This window comes from Aquabacterium sp., from assembly GCF_016195855.1.
GTDB lineage: Bacteria > Pseudomonadota > Gammaproteobacteria > Burkholderiales > Burkholderiaceae_C > Aquabacterium.
Genome location: NZ_JACPYU010000012.1, coordinates 137,300 through 155,717, shown reverse-complemented (window position 1 = coordinate 155,717; position 18,418 = coordinate 137,300). Strand labels below are relative to the sequence as shown.

Below are 18,418 nucleotides of genomic sequence, written 5' to 3'. Positions count from 1 at the left end.
GCGGGCGCGATCATGAGCATGTTCCGTGCTGCTGACAACGCTTGGGCCCATGGGCGCCTGACGCAGCCTTCGCCCGGCTTCGGGCTGGGCCTGCGCACGGCGCACTACGCCGACTTTCTGGCGCAGCCACAACGCGTGGACTGGCTGGAGATCCTCAGCGACAACTACATGGTGCCAGGCGGCAAGCCTCTGCGCATGCTCGACGCCATCCGCGCGCACTACCCCATGGCCATGCATGGCGTGGCCTTGTCGATCGGCTCTGTAGAGGGCCCCGATCGGGCCTACCTTCAGCAGCTCAAGCAACTGGTGGACCACGTGCAGCCCCTGTGGGTGTCGGACCACCTGTGCTGGACGGGCGTGCACGGTCGTCAAGTGCATGACCTCATGCCCTTGCCCTATACCGATGAGGCGCTGGACGTGGTGGTGCGCAATGTGCGCCAGGTCCAGGATGTGCTGGGCCGGCGGCTGGTGCTGGAGAACGTCTCCAGCTACGTGAACTTCAAGCAGTCGCACATGAGCGAGTGGGACTTTGTCGCTGCCGTGTGCGAGCGCGCTGACTGCCTGCTGCTGCTGGATGTCAACAACATCTACGTGAGCAGCGTGAACCATGGCTTTGATGCCATGGGCTATATCGACCGCATGCCCGCGCACCGTGTGCAGCAGATGCACCTGGCAGGGCATTCGCACAACGGCGACCACATCATCGATACGCACGACCAACCCGTGTCCGACCCGGTGTGGGCCTTGTATGCGCATGCATGCCGGCGCTTTGGTCATGTGGCCACGATGATCGAGCGCGATGACCACATCCCGCCTTTGCCTGAACTGATCAATGAGCTGGACCAGGCGCGGCGGATGGCGGCTGGCGCCTGGAAGGAGGCGGCATGAACACCGAGGTCATCGAAGCGGGCGGCGATCTGGCGGCCATCCAGGCGCGCATGCAGGCGTATGTGCTGGCGGGTGATGTCGCCAGTGATGTCTCGAGCGATGCGGCCGCGCTGGCCGATGTGCAAGCAAGCGGCGCCTTGAGCAGCGCACGCCGCCTGGGCATCTACCACCATGCCTACCGTGCGCGCTTGCTGGAAACCATGCGCGACACCTTTGGCCATACCCTGAGCTACCTGGGTGACGGGTGGTTCAACCACCTGGCGCTGGCCTTCATCGAGCAGCACCCGTCTCGTCATGCCAACTTGCGGTGGTATGGCCAGATGTGGCCGGACTGGTTGGGGGGCGACCGCCTGGCTGCGGCGGGGGCGGGCGACCACCCCGAGGTGGCCGAGCTGGCCAGCCTGGACTGGTCTTTGCGGCGGGCCTTCGATGCGGCCGATCAGCCTGTGGCGACCCTGGCTGATCTGGCCGCCGTGCCCGCCGAGGCCTGGGGCGAGGTGATGCTGGAGGCGCAGCCCTGTGTGGCCGTGCTGACCATGCAGCACAACACCCTGAGCCTGTGGCATGCCCTGGACCAGGGCGAAGACGTCCCCGAGGCCCAGGCCTTGCCGGCGCCGATGGGGGTGCTTGTCTGGCGGCAAGACGAGCGCCCCCATTTTCGCAGCGTGACCCCTCAGGAGGACGTGGCCTTGACGGCCATGCTGCTGGGCCGCCCATTTGGTGACATCTGCGCCCTGCTGGCCGAGCGCTTCCCCGAAGCGGACGTGGCCATGCTGGCGTCCAGCCTGTTGCGCCGCTGGATCGACGACGGCATCTTGCAGTCCTTCAAGGCGGAGACCACGTAGCGCCTGGCGATCCAAGGATCAGGCATAGCCATTGCTTGTATACCAGTCTGTACATCACCCGGTATGTCAGCGCCGCCTCAAGGCGGTGCACGGGAGATGGGTTGCGCAACAGACTGGTGCAAGGAGAGACGCATGGCTATGGATCAATGGAATCGTCGGACGTGGATCAAGGGTGTCGGTGCAACGGGGGCCGGGTTGGCGCTCGGGGGCTGGTCCGACCTGGTGATGGCCCAGAAACCGCTGACGATCGGCATGATCTACGTCGGGCCGAAGGATGACTTCGGCTACAACCAGTCGCACTACGAAGCCGCCTCCGAGATCAAGAAGATGCCTGGCATCAAGATCGTCGGTGAAGAAAACGTGCCTGAAACCCAGGCTGTGCAAAAGACCATGCAGGGCATGATCTCGCAGGACGGCGCCACGCTGCTGTTCCCCACCTCCTTCGGCTACTTCAACCCGCACATCCTGGAGGTGGCCAAGAAGAACCCCGATGTGCGCTTTGCGCATTGCGGCGGCATGTGGGACGCGGCCAAGCACCCCAAGACGGTGGGCAGCTTCTTTGGCTACATCGACGAATGCCAGTACCTGAACGGCGTGATCGCTGGCCACATGACGAAGTCCAAGAAGATCGGCTTCGTGGCGGCCAAGCCCATCCCGCAGGTGCTGCGCAACATCAACGCGTTCACGATGGGCGCGCGCTCGGTGCACCCGGACATCACCTGCTCGGTCATCTTCACGGGTGACTGGTCCATGCCGGTGAAAGAGGCCGAGGCCACCAACAGCCTGGCTGACCAGGGTGTGGACGTGTTCACCATGCACGTGGACGGCCCCAAGGTCATCGTCGAAACCGCGGCCAAGCGCGGCAAGTTCGTGTGCGGCTACCACGCCTCGCAAGCCAGGCTCGCGCCCAATGCCTACCTGACGGGTGCCGAGTGGAACTGGGTCACGCCCTACAAGCAGATCGTGGACGCGGCGCGCACCGGCAAGCCGCACCCCAACTTCCTGCGTGGTGGGCTGAAGGAAGGCTTCGTCAAGACCTCGCCATATGGGCCGATGGTGCCCGATGGCGCGCGCAAGCAGGCCGATGCCATCAAGGCCGCCATGCTCAAGGACGAGTTCGAGATCTTCAAGGGTGAGATCAAGGACAACACCGGCAAGGTCGTGATCCCCAAGGGCACCACGATGAAGCAGATCGACCCGGCGCTGGAGGGCATGAACTACCTGGTTGAAGGTGTGATCGGCAAGGTCTGACAAGCGGGGTGCCCCATGAGTGATTCACGCGTGGCCGTGGTGTTCGACAGCGTGGTCTTGCCTGTGCTGGCGTTGGCTGGCGCGGTGCTGCTGTTTGGCGGCTTTGTGTGGCTGGGTGGCACCAGCCCGACCGAGACCTGGCTGCTGCTGTTCAAGGGGGCCTTCGGTGATGCCTTCTCATGGCAGAACACCCTGCAGCGTGCCGCACCGCTGATGCTGACGGCCTTGTGCGTGGCGATCCCGCAGCGTGCCGGCCTGATGGTGATTGGTGGCGAGGGGGCGCTGGTGCTGGGTGGGCTGGCCTGTGCGGGCCTGCCTTACCTGTTTGCCCCGCCCGCGGGTGTCATGGGCACCGTGCTGGTGCTGTTGGCCAGTGCACTGGCCGGTGGTGCCTGGATTGCGCTGGCCGGTGTGCTGCGCCAATACCGCGGCGTGAACGAAACCATCGGCTCCCTGCTGATGAGCTACCTGGCCATTGGCCTGTTCAAGCACTTTGTGGAGGGCCCTATGAAGGACCCCAGTAGCTTGAACAAACCCTCTACCTTGCCCTTGAATGAGCGCAATCTGTTGGGCCTGCTGCCGGGTTACGAGGTGCACTGGGGCCTGGTGTGGGGCGCGGTGGCCTGTGTGGTGGCGGGCCTGTGGCTGTTTGGCTCCACGCATGGTTTTGCCACGCGGGTGGTGGGGGGCAATGCCCGTGCGGCGCGGCTGGTGGGCTTGCCCAGCCACCGGCTCATCATCACGGCTTGTGGCCTGGGTGGGGCCTGTGCTGGGCTGGCGGGTGGCATCGAGGTGGCGGCGGTACATACCAACGCCAATGCTTCGCTGATCGCGGGCTTGGGCTACACGGGCATCCTGGTGTCCTTCGTAGCCCGCCACAACCCGTTTGCTGTGATCCCCGTGGCCATCCTGTTCGGTGGCTTCGGGTCGGCTGGCAGCTTGCTGCAGCGCCGGCTTGACTTGCCCGATGCGTCGGTGCTGGTGCTGCAAGGCTTTGCTTTTGTGTTGATCCTGGCCAGTGAAGCCCTGCGTGGTCGCATGGGTGAGTGGATGGTCAGGCAACAGGCTGTGCGCGCCGAGCGCGTCGCCCATGAAACCAGTCGTGCCCGCCTGGCACGAGAGCAGGCGGCGCTGGACGCCGCACGTCAGGAGGCTGCATGAGTGACGCATCTTTGTGGGGCGATGTGGCCGTGGCCGTGCTGGGCGGGGCCATCCGCGTGGGCACGCCCTTTCTGTTTGTGAGCCTGGGCGAGTGCCTGACGGAAAAATCCGGCCGCATCAACCTGGGCCTGGAAGGCGTGCTGGTCTTGTCGGCCATGGCGGGCTTTGCGGGCAGCTACCTGACGGGCTCGCCGTGGGCCGGGGTGCTGCTGGCCGGTGTGGCAGGGGCCTTGCTGGCCATGTTGCATGGACTCTTGTGCTCGCTGCCGCGTGTGAACGACATCGCCACCGGCATCGCCTTGATGCTGCTGGGGGCGGGCCTGGCCTTTTATCTGGGCAAGCCTTTGATCCAGCCGCAGGCCGCGCAGATCCCGTCCATCGAGTTGGGCATGTGGAGTGATTCGGCGCAGGTGCAGGCAGCGCTGCGCATCAATGCCTTGTTCCCGATCGGCGTGTTGCTGGCGGCCTTGATGGCCTGGGCCCTGGCCGACACGCGTTGGGGGCTGATCGTGCGCATGGCCGGTGACAGCAGTGATGCAGCGCGGGCACTGGGTTACTCGGTCAACACGGTGCGGGTGCTGGCGACCACGGCAGGCGGCTTCATTGCGGGCATCGGCGGGGCTTCCTTGTCGCTGTATTACCCGGGCAGCTGGAACGAGGGCTTGTCGAGCGGGCAGGGCTTGATCGCCGTGGCCCTGGTGATCTTTGCGCGCTGGCGCCCGATGGCCTGCCTGGGCGCGGCCTTGTTGTTTGGTGGTGCAGGGGCCTTGGGCCCGGCACTGCAATCGGTGGGCATAGGCTGGGGCTACCACTTGTTCAATGCCATGCCCTATGCCCTGACCCTGTTGATCCTGGTGTGGACCTGCAGCCCCAAGCAAGCCTTGCAAGGCGCGCCGATGGAGCTGGGTGTGTCGCGTTGAGGGCCTTTGCCTTGTCAGCTTGAAGGAGTGTTCATGAGTACCTATGTGGATGCCCAGCCCTATGCCTGGCCATACAACGGCGATCTGCGCCCGTCCAACACGGCCTTGATCATCATCGACATGCAGACGGACTTCTGTGGTGTGGGAGGCTATGTGGACAAGATGGGTTATGACCTGTCCTTGACCCGCGCACCGATCGAGCCCATCAAGGCTTTGCTGGCGGTGGCGCGGCAAGTGGGCATGTTGGTGATCCACACGCGGGAGGGCCACCGGCCGGATTTGAGTGACTTGCCGGCGAACAAGCGCTGGCGTTCCCGCCAGATCGGGACCAATGGCGTTGGCATTGGCGATGAGGGGCCGTGTGGGCGCATTCTGGTGCGGGGCGAGCCGGGCTGGGACATCATTCCTGAGCTGTATCCCATCGATGGGGAGCCCATCATCGACAAGCCGGGCAAGGGCTCGTTTTATGCGACGGATCTGGAACTGATCCTGCACACCAAGGGTATCCAGAACGTGATCCTGACGGGCATCACGACGGATGTGTGTGTGCACACGACGATGCGGGACGCCAACGACCGTGGGTTCGAGTGCGTGATGTTGACGGACTGTACGGGGGCCACCGATCCGAACAACCATGCGGCTGCGTTCTCGATGATCAAGATGCAGGGTGGGGTGTTTGGTGCAGTGTCTGATTCCAAGGCTGTGATCAAGGCGTTGCAGTCGCTTTGATGTGGGTTGGAGTGCGTGGACATGATCTGTTTTGAACGCTCCGCTCAGGGGGCTTTGGCGGTCGAGCAGGCCGTGAGGCTTGGCTGGACAGCTCCGCTCATGTCCTCCGGCCAGGCTGCGCCTGACCTCCCCCTTTACTTCGCTGCGCTATCCAGCCAAGCCTCACGGCAGCGACACGCTCTGGCAGCGCCTTCGCTCTGCAACTACCCCTCCCACCCCCACCGCGGTGTGAGGGGTAGGCCACTGGGGTGCACGGCGAAGCAAAGTAAAGGAGGAGGAATGGGCCATGCCCATTCCGGGGGACATGAGCGTAGCCGTGCGCCCCAGTGGCATGCCCCGTCTTCACCGCACCCCCATCCCCATCAAAACAGACCGGGCGTGCCCAGCCATCCCAAAGGAGCAAGCCACTCATGACCGCTCCCCTCGATCCCAGCCTGCAGCCTGTCCCCAAAACAGGCGCCCTGGCCCTGTCCACCTACCAGCTCACCAAACGCTTCGGCAGCTTCACCGCACTGGACAACGTCTCCATCGACGTGCGCCCAGGCACCGTGCACGCTTTGCTCGGTGAAAACGGCGCAGGCAAGAGCACCCTGGTCAAGGCCATCGTGGGCTACCACCTGCCCGACGACGGCGCCGTGCTGATCGATGGCCGCGAACACGCCATCACCTCGCCCGTCGTCGCGCGCCACCTCGGCATCGGCATGGTCTACCAGCACTTTACCGTCGTGCCCGGCATGACCGTGGCCGAGAACCTCCTGCTGGCCAAGGGCGAGCTGCCCGCCATCGTGCCCTGGCGCAAAGTCCGGCAAGAGCTGGAAGCCTTCATGGCCACCACCCCCTTCAAGCTCGACCTCGATGCCCGCCCCATGGACCTGTCCGCCGGCGAAAAGCAGAAGCTCGAAATCCTCAAGCAGCTCTTCCTCAAGCCGCGCCTGCTGATCCTGGATGAACCCACCTCGGTGCTGACCCCGCAAGAGGCCGACGAGGTGCTGGGCGCCTTGCGTGACCGCGCACATGCCGGTGAGGTCAGCGTCATCATGATCTCGCACAAGTTCCGCGAGGTGATGGAAGTGGCCGACGACGTCAGCGTGCTGCGCCGCGGGCAACTCATGGGCAGTCACCGCGTGGCCGAGACCACGCCTGCCTTGCTCGGTGCCGAGATGATGGGCCTGAGTGCCGGCGCCACCACGGCGGCGTCCATGGCGGCTGAAGACATGCCCCGCGAGCCTTTCCCCCAAGCGCCCTTGCGTCTGCGCGTGAACCGCTTGTGCGTGGCCGGTGACCGGGGCGAGCGCGCCGTGCACGACCTGTCCCTGCAGGTGCGTGGCGGCGAGGTCGTGGGCATCGCGGGGGTGTCGGGCAACGGCCAGCGCGAGTTGATGGAGGCTCTGGTTGGCCAGCGTGACCGCGAATCTGGCGAGGTCTGGATGGCCGATGAGCGCTACCACGCGCGGCGCGAGCAGAACCAGCGCCTGAATGTGCGCAGCCTGCCTGAAGAGCCCTTGCGCAATGCCTGTGTGGGCGATTTGAGCGTGGCACTCAACATTGGCCTGCGCCGCTTTGACCAGGCGCCTGTGGCCCGCATGGGCTGGATGCGCGGCAGCCTGCTGCGTGACAAGGCGCGCGAGCTGATTGCGGCCTACAAGGTCAAGACCCAGGGTGAAAACGCCCCCATCCGTTCCTTGTCCGGCGGCAATGTGCAGCGTGCCGTGCTGGCCCGCGAGCTCGATGGCCAGGTCGATGTGCTGCTCGTGTCCAACCCCGTGTTCGGCCTGGACTTCGCCGCCGTGGCCGAGATCCACAGCCGCATCATGGCCGTGCGCAATAAGGGTGGAGCCGTGCTGCTGGTCAGCGAAGACCTGGACGAGTTGCTCAAGCTGGCCGACCGCATCGTGGTCATGAGCGAGGGCCGCATCGTGCACGAGTGCGATGCCCGCGAGGCCGATCGCCATGTGCTCGGCGCCTTCATGGGCGGTGCGCACCACCATCATCCTGTCCCGGAGGTCGCATGATCACCACCGTTCACGCCCAGCCCTTTGATTTCACGTTCAACATCCGGCACACGGCGCTGCTCATCATCGACATGCAGCGCGACTTCGTCGAGCCCGGTGGCTTTGGTGCCTCGCTGGGTAATGACGTGAGCCTGCTGCAGGCCATCGTGCCCACCTGCCAGCGCGTGCTGCAGGCCTGGCGCGAGATGGGTGGCTGGGTGGTGCACACCCGCGAGGCCCACAAGCCCGACCTGTCGGACTGCCCGCCCGCCAAGCTCAACCGGGGCGCACCCACATTGCGCATTGGTGATGCCGGCCCCATGGGGCGCATCCTGATCCGAGGTGAGCCGGGTCACGCCATCATCCCCGAACTGGCACCCATCGAGGGCGAGCTGGTCATCGACAAACCCGGCAAAGGCGCGTTCTATGCGACCTGCCTGAACGAGGCGCTCACCGTGCGCGAGATCACCCACCTCATCGTGATGGGGGTGACCACCGAGGTGTGCGTGCAGACCACGATGCGCGAAGCCAATGACCGCGGCTACGACTGCCTGCTTGTTGAGGACGGCACCGAGAGCTACTTCCCCGCCTTCAAGCAAGCTGCGCTGGACATGATCCGCGCGCAAGGCGCCATCGTGGGCTGGACGGCGCCGAGCGAGGGCTTGTTGTCTGCCATGGCCTCGGTGCTGGAACCCGTGGCCGCGGTACGCACCGCGTGAACGCCATGTAGCCCTGTCACTTCAACCTCGCTTCAACCTCGCTCCCACAACACCTCATCCATCGCCTTGCCTTCCGTTCCCTTTGCCGTGCAGCCTTTCATCAAGACGCCACCGAGCATGTCCTTCACCACCGTTCAACCTGTCGACGCCGTCCCCGCCACCATCGCGGGCCTGCTGGCCACCTACCGCGATGGCCGCCTCACGCCTGCGCAGGTCATCGCCGGCCTGTGGGCACGCTGGCAAGCCACGCCCATGGCGCAAGACCCGGCCTGGATCACCCGCGCCAGCGAGGCCTTCCTGCAAGCCCAACTCGATGCCTTGCAAGGGCAATCGCCTGCCAGCCTGCCGCTGTACGGCGTGCCCTTTGCGGTCAAGGACAACATCGATGTGGCCGGCCTGCCCACCACGGCGGCCTGCCCGGCCTTCGCCCATGAGCCAGCCGAGTCCGCTGAGGTGGTGCGCCGCCTGATGGCCGCCGGTGCCATCGTGGTGGGCAAGACCAATCTGGACCAGTTCGCCACCGGCCTGGTGGGGCAGCGCTCGCCTTATGGCGCGCCTGCCTCCACCTTCAGCGAGGCTCATGTCAGCGGGGGCTCCAGCTCGGGCTCGGCCGTGGTGGTGGCGCGTGGCGAGGTGCCTTTCGCGCTGGGGACCGACACGGCCGGTTCCGGCCGCGTGCCGGCGGGCTTCAACAACCTGGTGGGGCTCAAGCCCACGCCTGGCCTGGTGCCCACGCATGGCGTGCTGCCCGCGTGCAAGAGCCTGGACTGCGTCTCTGTGTTCACCTTGACGGCGTCCGATGCCGCGCGCGTCTTGCACGTGGTGCAGGGCCCGATGGCGGGCCAGCCCGTGTTCAACACCTTCACGCCGCAATTGCCCAGATTGCCGCACCCGCTGCGCGTGGGGGTGCCCGTGTCGCCCGAGTTCTTTGGTGATGCCGACTACGCTGCTGCCTTCGAGCAAGCCAAGGCCCAATGGGCGATGCTCAAAGAGCCCGATGGCTCGCCCTGGCCCGTGAGCCTGGTGCCGGTGGACATGCAGCCTTTCACGGCTGTGGCCAGGCTCTTGTACGAAGGCCCCTGGGTGGCCGAGCGTTACGCCGCCATCGCCAGCTTCATCGAGCAGCAGGCAGATGCGATGAACCCGGTGGTGCGCGGCATCATCGATGGCGCCCATCGGCATGACGCGGTGTCTGCCTTCAAGGGCCTGTACCGCCTGCGCGAGCTGGCCGCATTGGCCCAGCCGGTGTGGGGCCAGATCGATGTGCTGATGGTGCCCACTGCGCCCACCATGCCAAGCACCGCGAGCGTGCAAGCCGACCCCGTCGGCCGCAACGCGCAACTGGGCACCTATACCAACTTCGTCAACCTGCTGGGGCTGTCTGCGCTGGCCTTGCCGGCGGGCTTCACCGCAGGCAGCCTGCCTTTTGGCATCACCTTGATCGGCCCGGGTGGCGCTGATGCGGCCTTGCTGGACCTCGGCGCGTGCTGGCAGGCCGCGAGCGCTTGCATCGCGGGTGCCGGGGGTGAGGGGCTGGCCAAGGGCCCAGACAATGTCTGCGCATTGGGGCACGGTTTGCCTGCGGCGACAGACAGCGAGTTGAGCCTGCCTACCGGCTGCCCGATTGCGTCCGAGCCTGTGATGGCCCTGGCCGTGGTGGGTGCCCACCTCAGTGGCATGCCCTTGCACGGGCAACTGGTCGAGCGCCAAGCCCGCTTGCTGGCGGCCACCCAGACGGCGCCCCGCTATCGCCTGCATGCCTTGCCCGGTACGGTTCCGCCCAAGCCAGGGCTGGCGCGCGTGCCGGACGATGCCCCGCCAGAAGAGGGGCATGCCATCGAGCTGGAGGTGTATGCGCTGCCCCTGTCCAGCATTGGCTCCTTCCTGGCCTTGATCCCACCACCGCTGGGCCTGGGCTCGGTCGAGTTGGCCGACGGCACCTGGGTCAAGGGCTTCATCTGCGAGCCTTGCGGCCTGTCCGGTGCGCAGGACATCAGCCACTTCGGCGGCTGGCGTGCCTACATGGCCCATGTGAAGGCGCAAAGCGCCGCAGCCGATGCAGACAGGAGAGCCGCATGACGCTGGGGCAAGCACAGGTCAATCTGCACGATGTGGTGCAGGAAGTCACCCGCATCTTCCTGGACTATGAATCAGCGTTGATGCGCAATGACGCCGAGGCACTCAATGCCTACTTCTGGCGCCACCCGGCCGTGACCCGCTATGGCATCCAGGACCGGCAATTGGGCCATGATGCCCTGGTGGCTTACCGTGCAGCCGTGCCCGCGCCCGACTTCACGCGCACACTGCATGATGTGCGCATCACCGCCTTCGGGCCCGACATGGCCGTGGCCATGTGCGAGTTCAAGCGCAGCGACACCGACCTGCATGGTTTTCAGACGCAGACCTGGGTGCGTCTGCCAGAAGGCTGGCGCATCGTGTCCGCGCACGTCAGCATGGTGCCCTTCCAACCCGGCGCGTCTTCATGAAACTGGTAGCCCTTACCCACCCGACCTCCTTGCCCAATGTGACCCTGGCCGAGCGGGTCTATGCGCAGATCAAGCAGTTGATCTTTGACTTCGCGCTCCTGCCCGGGGATCGCTTCTCGGAGAGCGACCTGGCCAACCAGGTGCAAGTCAGCCGCACGCCGCTCAGGCAGGCCTTGCAGCGTCTGCAGCGAGAGGGCTTCCTGCTGGTGTTCCCCAAGAGTGGCTGGCAGGTGGCCCCGCTGGATTTCGAGACCTTCGACCAGCTCTATGACCTGCGCGTGTTGCTGGAGACCCATGCCGTGGCCCGGCTGTGCGAGGCCGAGGATCGCCCCGTGCTCAAGGAGCTGGCCGACATCTGGCTCATCAAGCCGCACGAGCGTCAGACCGCCTTCATCACCGTGGACAAGCTCGACGAGGCCTTTCATTCGGCGCTGGTGCAATCCACGGGCAACGCCGAGATGATCCGCGTGCACGAGGACATCACCGAGCGCATCCGCATCATCCGCCGCCTGGACTTCACCAAGCCCGCGCGCGTCGAGGCCACCTACGACGAGCACGCCCGCATCCTGCGCGCGATCACGCGCCGTCGCACCGATGAGGCCTTGCGCCTGCTCAAGGCCCACGTGGCCCAAAGCAAGGCCGAGGTGCGGCACATCACGCTGGACATGCTCTACCAGGCCAGGCAAAGGATTGCAGCCGGGGCGTGATGCCGAGTGAAACGGTGCGGCCGTGGCGTGCCGGCAGGCTTCAGAACCGAGGCAGGTCAGCCAGGGCCTCACGCAAGGCCGGCGTCTGCCCCAGCCCTTGGCCAGGCCCCGGCCGCAACTCCCCGCAGCGCGCCAGCATCGGGATCATCTTGCCCGGGTTGAGCATGGCCTTGGGGTCGAACGCCGCCTTGAAGGCCAGCATCTGCTCGCGCTCGGCATCGGTGAACTGCGTGCACATGGCATCGAGCTTTTCAATGCCCACACCGTGTTCACCGGTGATGCTGCCACCCAGTTGCACGGCCTTGCGCAGGATGTCGTTGCCAAAGGCCTCGGCCCGCTTGAGCTGATCCGGGTCATTGGCATCAAACAGGATCAGCGGGTGCATGTTGCCGTCGCCCGCATGGAAGACGTTCACGCAACGCAGCCCGTAGGTGCCTTGCATCTCGTTGATCGCGGCCAGCATGGTGGCCAGGGCCTTGCGCGGGATGGAGGCATCCATGCACAGGTAGTCCGGGCTGATGCGGCCCGTGGCGGGGAAGGCGTTCTTGCGCCCGCTCCAGAAACGCAGGCGCTGGGCCTCGTCTTCGCTGATGTCCAGCTTGGTCGCCCCGGCTTGTTGCAGCACGGCGCGCAGGCGCTCGATTTCTTCATCGACCTCTTCGGGGCTGCCGTCGCTTTCCACCAGCAAGATGGCCGCGGCGTCCAGGTCATACCCGGCGTGGACAAAGTCTTCGACCGCTGCGGTCATGGGCTTGTCCATCATCTCCAGGCCGGCGGGGATCAAGCCGGCGGCGATGATGGCGGCCACGGCGTCACCGGCCTTGCCCACGTCGTCAAAACTGGCCATCAGGCAGCGCGCCACCTGCGGCTTGGGCAGCAGGCGCACGGTGATCTCGGTGGCCACACCCAGCAGGCCTTCGCTGCCGATGAAGGCGGCCAGCAGGTCCAGGCCCGCGGCGTCCAGGGCTTCGCTGCCCAACTCCAACACCTCGCCTTCGACCGTGAAGCCGCGCACGCGCAGCACGTTGTGCACGGTCAGGCCGTATTTGAGGCAATGCACGCCGCCCGCGTTCTCGGCCACGTTACCGCCAATGGTGCAGGCGATCTGGCTGCTGGGGTCGGGGGCGTAATACAGGCCATGCTGCGCGGCGGCCTCGCTGATGGCGAGGTTGCGCACGCCGCACTCGACCACGGCCGTGCGGGCCAGCGGGTCAATGTGCAGGATGCGGTTGAGGCGGGCCAGCGACAGCGTCACGCCCATGGTGTGGGGCAGGGCACCACCCGACAGGCCGGTGCCCCCGCCGCGTGCCACCACGGGCACGCCCAGTTCATGACAGGCCCGCAACACGGCGCCAACCTGCTCATGGGTTTCAGGCAGGGCCACGACCAGAGGGCGCTGGCGGTAGGCGCTCAGGCCATCGCATTCGAAGGGGGTGACAGCTTCGTCGCGCCACAGCAGGTTGCGCTCGGGCAGCACGCGTTGCAGGGCCTTGACCACTGCTTGCTGTCGTTGCGGGCGGCTTGCCGCAGTGGCGTCGGGTGTGGGGGTGACCGTGGTGTCCATCGGCATCACTTTATACCCATCGGCACCTTGCGCAGAGGGCCGCCGCAAGCAACTCAATGTGTCGTCAACTGACGATCAGATCGGGGATGCGCCTCAGCATCATCATGTCGTGCTTGTCGACCTTCTGGCAGTCGCCATGGCCCTGGAAGCGGTAGTGCCGGCCGGTGACGGACGAGCGCACGCTCAGCGCGCCATGCCCCACGAACTTGGCCAGCATCTCACCGCTGGCGGGGGCACCCGTGGTGGTGGGCACGGCCGCTTGTTTGGCTGTCGGCCTGGGGGCTGCGGGGGCAACATGGACAGCATTGTGGGCCGCATGGTGGGGCGCGTCATTGGCGGCCACACGCACCGGCGAGCGCCGGGCGGGGGCGGGCGGCGCCAGGAGGGTGGCAACGGTCCGGGGGGAGGGCGCAGCCTCCAGGCCGGCCAGCGGCGCGGGGCCGGACGAAGCCGCCCAGCTCACGGGGCGCGTGGACTTGGCACCCGGTGCCTGTTCGGCATAGGGGATGGGGCGGGGGCGGGTAACAGGGCGAGCGATCATGGCGTACTCCGGCTGGTGTCCAACTGCAGACAACGGCCGGGAGTGTGCGAGGCCGTTCACGCCTTGAAAATCCCCTCGGGAGGTGCAGCCACAAGGGGGCCCACAGAAGGGGGAAACCGTGTCGGTTTCAGCCGCCAAATACCGTGAGCACGCCCGTGTAGCCGTAGAGGTGGTGGCGGGCGATCTCGCCGCTGGCGAAGAAGCCCACCACGGGGATGTCGCCCAGCGCATGGGCGATGATGTCCATCTCGGCGTTGGGGGCGCCGAAATGGGGCCCGCCCCGGCCGGCGCAACTCACGTACACCGCGCCAACGGGGGAGCTGCCCGGGTGGTCGACCGGGTCGAATTCTTCGCGGATCTCGGCGCAGATGCGCACCAGATCCTGGCGGGCGGCAGCCACATGGCGCTGGCAGAAGGCCAGTTGCATGCCGGGCTCCACCAGGTCGCTGAGGGCCACGCCATAACGGCTGGGGTCCAGGCCCACCAGGTGCCGCACGCGGGTGTCTGCGCCAAAGTGCGGGCCGTGGCTGAGCAGGTCGCTGCCGGCGTCGCTCAGGCCCACCAGGGTGGCGCGCACCTTGGGCAGGGCATCGCGGTGCCAGTCACTCTCGCTCACTGTCACCGGCACACCCAGGTCCTTGAGCAGGCAGTTCAGGGCCGGCAGGCCGTCCAGTTCATAGACCACATTGCGGTGGGCCGCGGTGACCTCGCGCTTGGGGCCAATGGGCTCACAGCCCTGGGTCACCCTGGACACCAGCCGCACGTGGTCATTGAAGGCCACGCCCGACAGGCCGCCATGCCAGATGCCGCTGGGCGGCGGTGCGTCGGGCTCGCCGTGCACCTGCACGTGCGGGTCCATCGCCATGTGCAGGCTCTGGGATTGCCCCGCGCTGACGCCGCCAAACACATAGCCCGTGTCCGTGCGCTCGGCCAGTTCCTGAATCAGCTCGGGCAGATCGGGAGAATGGCCATCGGCATGCACCAGGGCCGTGTGGGCGCGCCACATGCCCTCGCGCGCTGCCAGCGGGTGGTTGGGCGCCAGCGGCTGGCGGCCGTGGAACACCCGGAAGTCGCTCATGGGCATGTTGCACAGCATCACGACCAGGGCCGGCTCGTCGATGTACTCCACGCCGGTGGCCAGCACCCCGGCACCCACCGCGCCCACCCAGGCCACATGCGGCAGGCGTTCACGCAGGCTGGCCAGGATGGTCTGAGCGCTGTCGGCCAGCTCCTCGGTGAGGTAGCACCAGCCCAGCGTGGCCTCCATGTGGTGCGCGCCTTGCGACGCCAGTTGCGCCCAAACCAACTCCAGCGCCAGCTCACCCCGGGGGTGCATGGCGTGGGCGTGGAGGAAGCGCATGGGTGAACTCACATGGGGCTTTCAGTGGGGATCAGGACGAGGTCGGTGTGCCGCGTGCCGATTTGCTGCTGGCTGCTTTGGCCTTGCCGGCGCCTGGCTTTTTGCCGGTCGACTTCGTGGCCGCTCGGGTGCCGGCCTTGGCTGACGCTGCACCCGCTTGTTTGGCCGGGGCAGCGGCGAACTCCGCCACTTGTTCGGCCGCCTGGGCCTGGGCCTGTTTGATCCGGTCCATGGACTCGCCGACCGAGTCGCCCACCGTCTGCGCCGCTTGCGAGGCCAGGTGGGTGAACTGCTGCGTGAGGGTGTCCCACCAGCGGATGGGGTTGATCAGCTCGGCGCCCTCCTGGCCTGCGGCGCCAGCCTGTGCGTCATCCGCCGGGGCGTCATCCGAGCCCGATGCGGCGGGTTCCGGTGCGCGTGCAGGGGGCGGGCTGGCATCGGCGGCCTGCGGGCGTGCCTTGAGCGAATCCCGCAGGGCGTCCATGGACACATTCATGCCCTTGAGCGTGGACAGCGTCATGCGCTGCACTTCCAGGCCCTGGATGGTCATGGCGATCATGCGGGCGTTCTGCTCCAGCCAGAACTGCACGGTCTTGAGGTCCTGGATCCGCTTTTCCAGCTCGGCCGGGTCCAGCGTCGGCATGGTCCAGGCAGACATGCCCGACGTCGCTGCACCCGCTGCGCCTTGCAGATTGGGCAGGGCGCTGCCGGCGGCTTTCATCCAGTCCTGGAAGAAGCCAAGGCCTGCGCCCATGCCAGCGCTCAGCGAGGCAAACGGGTTGGCACCTGGGTCGGCTGAAGTGGCGCCGGTGGGATCCGGGCTCGGTGGGCGTGTGGGCATGGCTGTCTCCCGAAGGGGTCGTCACATTGGCCAGACCATTGTGCCCCCGGCAGGCTCGGGTGTCGCGCTTTGGCGATGCTTTGGTGGCGCTTTGGACTTTGTTGCAACGCATAATCGGCGCCTTCATGCAACGCCGCCAACTTTTTACCCGCCTCAGCCAGCTTGCCGCAGCCCTGGCGTGGCAGCGGGTATTTGCCCCCGTGGCACGCGCCCAGGGGCCCGATGCCGGGAACTGGGCCGAGTCCGGCGAGGTGTTCACCCTGGGCGTGGCCAGCGGCGAGCCCAGGCCGGATGCCGTCGTGTTGTGGACGCGCCTGGCGCCCAAGCCCATGTCGCCCGACGGCGGGATGCCGGCCCGCGCCGTGCCTGTGCTGTGGGAGGTCGCTGCCGACCAGCGCTTCAACCAGATCGTGCGTTATGGCGCCGCGGTGGCCGAGCCCTTGTCGGCGCATTGCGTGCACGTGGACGTGGGCGGCCTGGCCCCGGGGCGCACCTATTACTACCGCTTTCGCGCAGGGGGCCAGATCAGCCCCATCGGGCGCACGCGCACGGCGCCGGCGGCAGACGAGCACGTCGAGCGCCTGCGCATGGCCGTGGCGTCCTGCCAGCACTTCGAGACGGGTTTTTACGCCGTCCACCGCGAGATCGCGGCGGCCGACATCGACCTCGTGCTCTTTCTGGGCGACTACATCTACGAAACCGAGGCGCCGTCGTTCGCCAAGGTGCGCCAGCACCCGCATGTGTTTCCCGATGACGAGGCGCATTACACCCTGAGCGACTACCGTCTGCACCACGCCAGCTACAAGCTCGACGCGGACCTGCGGGCCTGCCATGCGGCGCACCCCTGGTTGATGGTCTGGGATGACCACGAGGTCGTCAACGACTATGCCGGCATGACCTCGCTCGATCTGGAGGAGCAGCACGCCTTCCTGCGGGTGCGCACGGCGGCCTACCAGGCCTACTTCGAGCACCTGCCCGTGTCGCCCACGCGCGCGCCGGTCGGTGCCAGCATGCGCATGAACGAGCATTATCAATGGGGCATGCTGGCTGACATCTGGACCATCGACGGGCGCCAGTTCCGCGACCCGCACGTCTGCAATGGGGTGCATGCGCCCCAAGGCGGGCGGGCGTTGTGGCGCTGCGCCGCAGCCGAGCAGCCTGAGCGCACCCTGATGGGCGTCGAGCAGGAGTACTGGCTGGCCGAAGGCCTGGCCTCCAGCGAGCGCGCCTGGAAGTTCATCGCCCAGCCCACGCAAATCGCGCCTGGCGGCATCCGGACCCCGGTTGGCCCGGTGGTCTATGCCGATGGCTGGGACGCCTACCCGGCGGCGCGCGAACGGCTCATGGCCGCCATTGCGCAGCCGCGCGTCCCTGACGTCGTCTGCCTGGGCGGGGATGTGCACCGCCACGTGGCGGCCAATCTGCGCCTGAACCCGCAGGATTTGAACTCACCCATCGTGGCCAGCGAGTTCGTCGCCAGCTCGGTGTCCAGCCGCGGGCTCAGCGAATTCCTCTCCGGCCTGGTCCGCAACAGCAACCCGGACTTGCTGCACATGCGGGGCGACGAGCGCGGCTACCTGCTGCTGGACGTCTCAACCCAGCAGGTGCAATGCGAGTTCCGTTCGACGCCGCACCCGGTGCGACCAGACGCCAGATTGCGCACGCAGGCCCGCTACGTGGTCGAGCGCGGCGTGCCCGGGCCCCACAAGGCCTGAGCGCCTGAGCGCAGATACGCCTGGCCGGCCGAGCAGCCTCGCCAGGCCTTCTACAATGCGCCATGGCCAGACTCCCGTTCAAGCAGCAGGTTCTCAAGGCGCGTGAAGACGCCATCATCGATGCCGTCAACCGCTTGCTGGCAGAAAAAGGCTTTGACCTGATGACGGTGGACGCCGTGGCGGCCGAAGTCGGCATCGCCAAGGCCAGCCTCTACAAGCACTTCGACTCCAAGGAAGCGCTGGCTGGCGCCGCCATGAAACGCCTGCTGACGCGGGCCATGGCCCTGCTCGATCAGGTCGCCCAGGAAGACCATGTCGACGCGCTCAGCCGCCTCAAGGCCGTGACCCGCTGGACCATGGAGGTGCAACTGGCCGGTGAAATGCCCTCCTTGCCGGCGCAGAACTCCAGCCTGCGCGCCGCCCTGGTCAACGACATGGACTACATGACCCAGCTGATTGCCGTGAGCGAGCGACTGGGCGCCTGGATCGGCGAGGCCCAGTCGCAAGGCTTGCTGACCCCGTCCGTGCCCGCCGAGGTGGTGCTCTACACCTTGTTTGCCCGCGCCTGCGACCCGGTGCTGGGGGTGCTCAAGGCGGGTGGCCACGCCCACGAGCAGATCATCGAATGGGTTTTGTCGACCACCTTTGACGGGTTGTCGCGCCGCTGACACGCCTGGCCAGGGCGCGCGGCCCACCCAAG

General features: G+C 66.7%; 17 protein-coding genes. 13 read left to right on the top strand and 4 right to left on the bottom strand.

The window, feature by feature from the left end:
- Positions 1-12 precede the first annotated feature (12 nt).
- The 11 genes from HY019_RS10780 (at position 13) to HY019_RS10730 (ending at position 11,697) form a co-directional block, all read left to right on the top strand.
- Entirely contained in the window at positions 13-888 is an 876-nt protein-coding gene (locus HY019_RS10780) for a DUF692 domain-containing protein (RefSeq protein ID WP_363302716.1), read from the top strand.
- Entirely contained in the window at positions 885-1,733 is an 849-nt protein-coding gene (locus HY019_RS10775) for a DNA-binding domain-containing protein (protein ID WP_290691871.1), read from the top strand. Before HY019_RS10780 ends, HY019_RS10775 begins: the two co-directional genes overlap by 4 nt.
- A 132-nt stretch (positions 1,734-1,865) precedes the next feature.
- The gene (locus HY019_RS10770; protein WP_290691869.1) at positions 1,866-2,984 is read left to right on the top strand and encodes a BMP family ABC transporter substrate-binding protein; all 1,119 of its coding nucleotides are present in this window, start codon (positions 1,866-1,868) and stop codon (positions 2,982-2,984) included.
- 15 nt (positions 2,985-2,999) lie between these two features.
- Complete coding sequence (locus tag HY019_RS10765; protein WP_290691867.1) at positions 3,000-4,145, top strand: ABC transporter permease; 1,146 nt, start codon at positions 3,000-3,002, stop codon at positions 4,143-4,145.
- The gene (locus HY019_RS10760; RefSeq protein WP_290691865.1) at positions 4,142-5,065 is read left to right on the top strand and encodes an ABC transporter permease; all 924 of its coding nucleotides are present in this window, start codon (positions 4,142-4,144) and stop codon (positions 5,063-5,065) included. The genes HY019_RS10765 and HY019_RS10760 overlap by 4 nt, the downstream gene beginning before the upstream one ends.
- A 33-nt stretch (positions 5,066-5,098) precedes the next feature.
- Complete coding sequence (locus HY019_RS10755) at positions 5,099-5,794, top strand: isochorismatase family cysteine hydrolase (protein WP_290691863.1); 696 nt, start codon at positions 5,099-5,101, stop codon at positions 5,792-5,794.
- A 410-nt stretch (positions 5,795-6,204) separates the two neighbouring features.
- Positions 6,205-7,806, top strand: coding sequence for an ABC transporter ATP-binding protein (locus HY019_RS10750; RefSeq protein WP_290691862.1), 1,602 nt, complete (start codon positions 6,205-6,207; stop codon positions 7,804-7,806).
- On the top strand, positions 7,803-8,504 hold the full coding sequence (locus tag HY019_RS10745; protein WP_290691860.1) for a cysteine hydrolase: 702 nt from the start codon (positions 7,803-7,805) through the stop codon (positions 8,502-8,504). The genes HY019_RS10750 and HY019_RS10745 overlap by 4 nt, the downstream gene beginning before the upstream one ends.
- A gap of 117 nt (positions 8,505-8,621) precedes the next feature.
- Complete coding sequence (gene atzF, locus HY019_RS10740; RefSeq protein WP_290691858.1) at positions 8,622-10,583, top strand: allophanate hydrolase; 1,962 nt, start codon at positions 8,622-8,624, stop codon at positions 10,581-10,583.
- Entirely contained in the window at positions 10,580-10,990 is a 411-nt protein-coding gene (hpxZ, locus tag HY019_RS10735) for an oxalurate catabolism protein HpxZ (protein WP_290691856.1), read from the top strand. The genes atzF and hpxZ overlap by 4 nt, the downstream gene beginning before the upstream one ends.
- Positions 10,987-11,697, top strand: coding sequence for a GntR family transcriptional regulator (locus HY019_RS10730; protein WP_290691854.1), 711 nt, complete (start codon positions 10,987-10,989; stop codon positions 11,695-11,697). Before hpxZ ends, HY019_RS10730 begins: the two co-directional genes overlap by 4 nt.
- A 40-nt stretch (positions 11,698-11,737) precedes the next feature.
- On the opposite strand, the gene HY019_RS10725 is transcribed toward HY019_RS10730, so the two are convergent.
- From HY019_RS10725 to HY019_RS10710, 4 genes are all read right to left on the bottom strand, one after another.
- A complete protein-coding gene (locus HY019_RS10725; RefSeq protein WP_290691852.1) occupies positions 11,738-13,261 on the bottom strand; it encodes an FAD-linked oxidase C-terminal domain-containing protein in 1,524 nt (507 codons plus the stop codon).
- A gap of 64 nt (positions 13,262-13,325) precedes the next feature.
- Positions 13,326-13,802 (bottom strand): hypothetical protein, encoded by a 477-nt coding sequence (locus tag HY019_RS10720; RefSeq protein ID WP_290691850.1) that lies wholly within the window; start codon positions 13,800-13,802, stop codon positions 13,326-13,328.
- Between the two features lie 127 nt (positions 13,803-13,929).
- A complete protein-coding gene (locus tag HY019_RS10715; protein ID WP_290691848.1) occupies positions 13,930-15,162 on the bottom strand; it encodes an FIST N-terminal domain-containing protein in 1,233 nt (410 codons plus the stop codon).
- A gap of 31 nt (positions 15,163-15,193) precedes the next feature.
- Positions 15,194-16,003, bottom strand: coding sequence for a PhaM family polyhydroxyalkanoate granule multifunctional regulatory protein (locus HY019_RS10710; protein WP_290691846.1), 810 nt, complete (start codon positions 16,001-16,003; stop codon positions 15,194-15,196).
- Between the two features lie 125 nt (positions 16,004-16,128).
- Here HY019_RS10710 and HY019_RS10705 point away from each other — a divergent pair, with 125 nt between their 5' ends.
- Together HY019_RS10705 and HY019_RS10700 are read left to right on the top strand one after the other, a co-directional pair.
- Positions 16,129-17,718: an alkaline phosphatase D family protein gene (locus HY019_RS10705; protein WP_290691844.1), complete on the top strand. Its 1,590-nt coding sequence runs from the start codon at positions 16,129-16,131 to the stop codon at positions 17,716-17,718.
- A 62-nt stretch (positions 17,719-17,780) separates the two neighbouring features.
- Positions 17,781-18,386 carry a TetR/AcrR family transcriptional regulator gene (locus HY019_RS10700; RefSeq protein ID WP_290691839.1) on the top strand — a complete coding sequence of 202 codons (606 nt, stop codon included), beginning with the start codon at positions 17,781-17,783 and terminating at the stop codon, positions 18,384-18,386.
- The last annotated feature ends 32 nt before the right edge of the window (positions 18,387-18,418 follow it).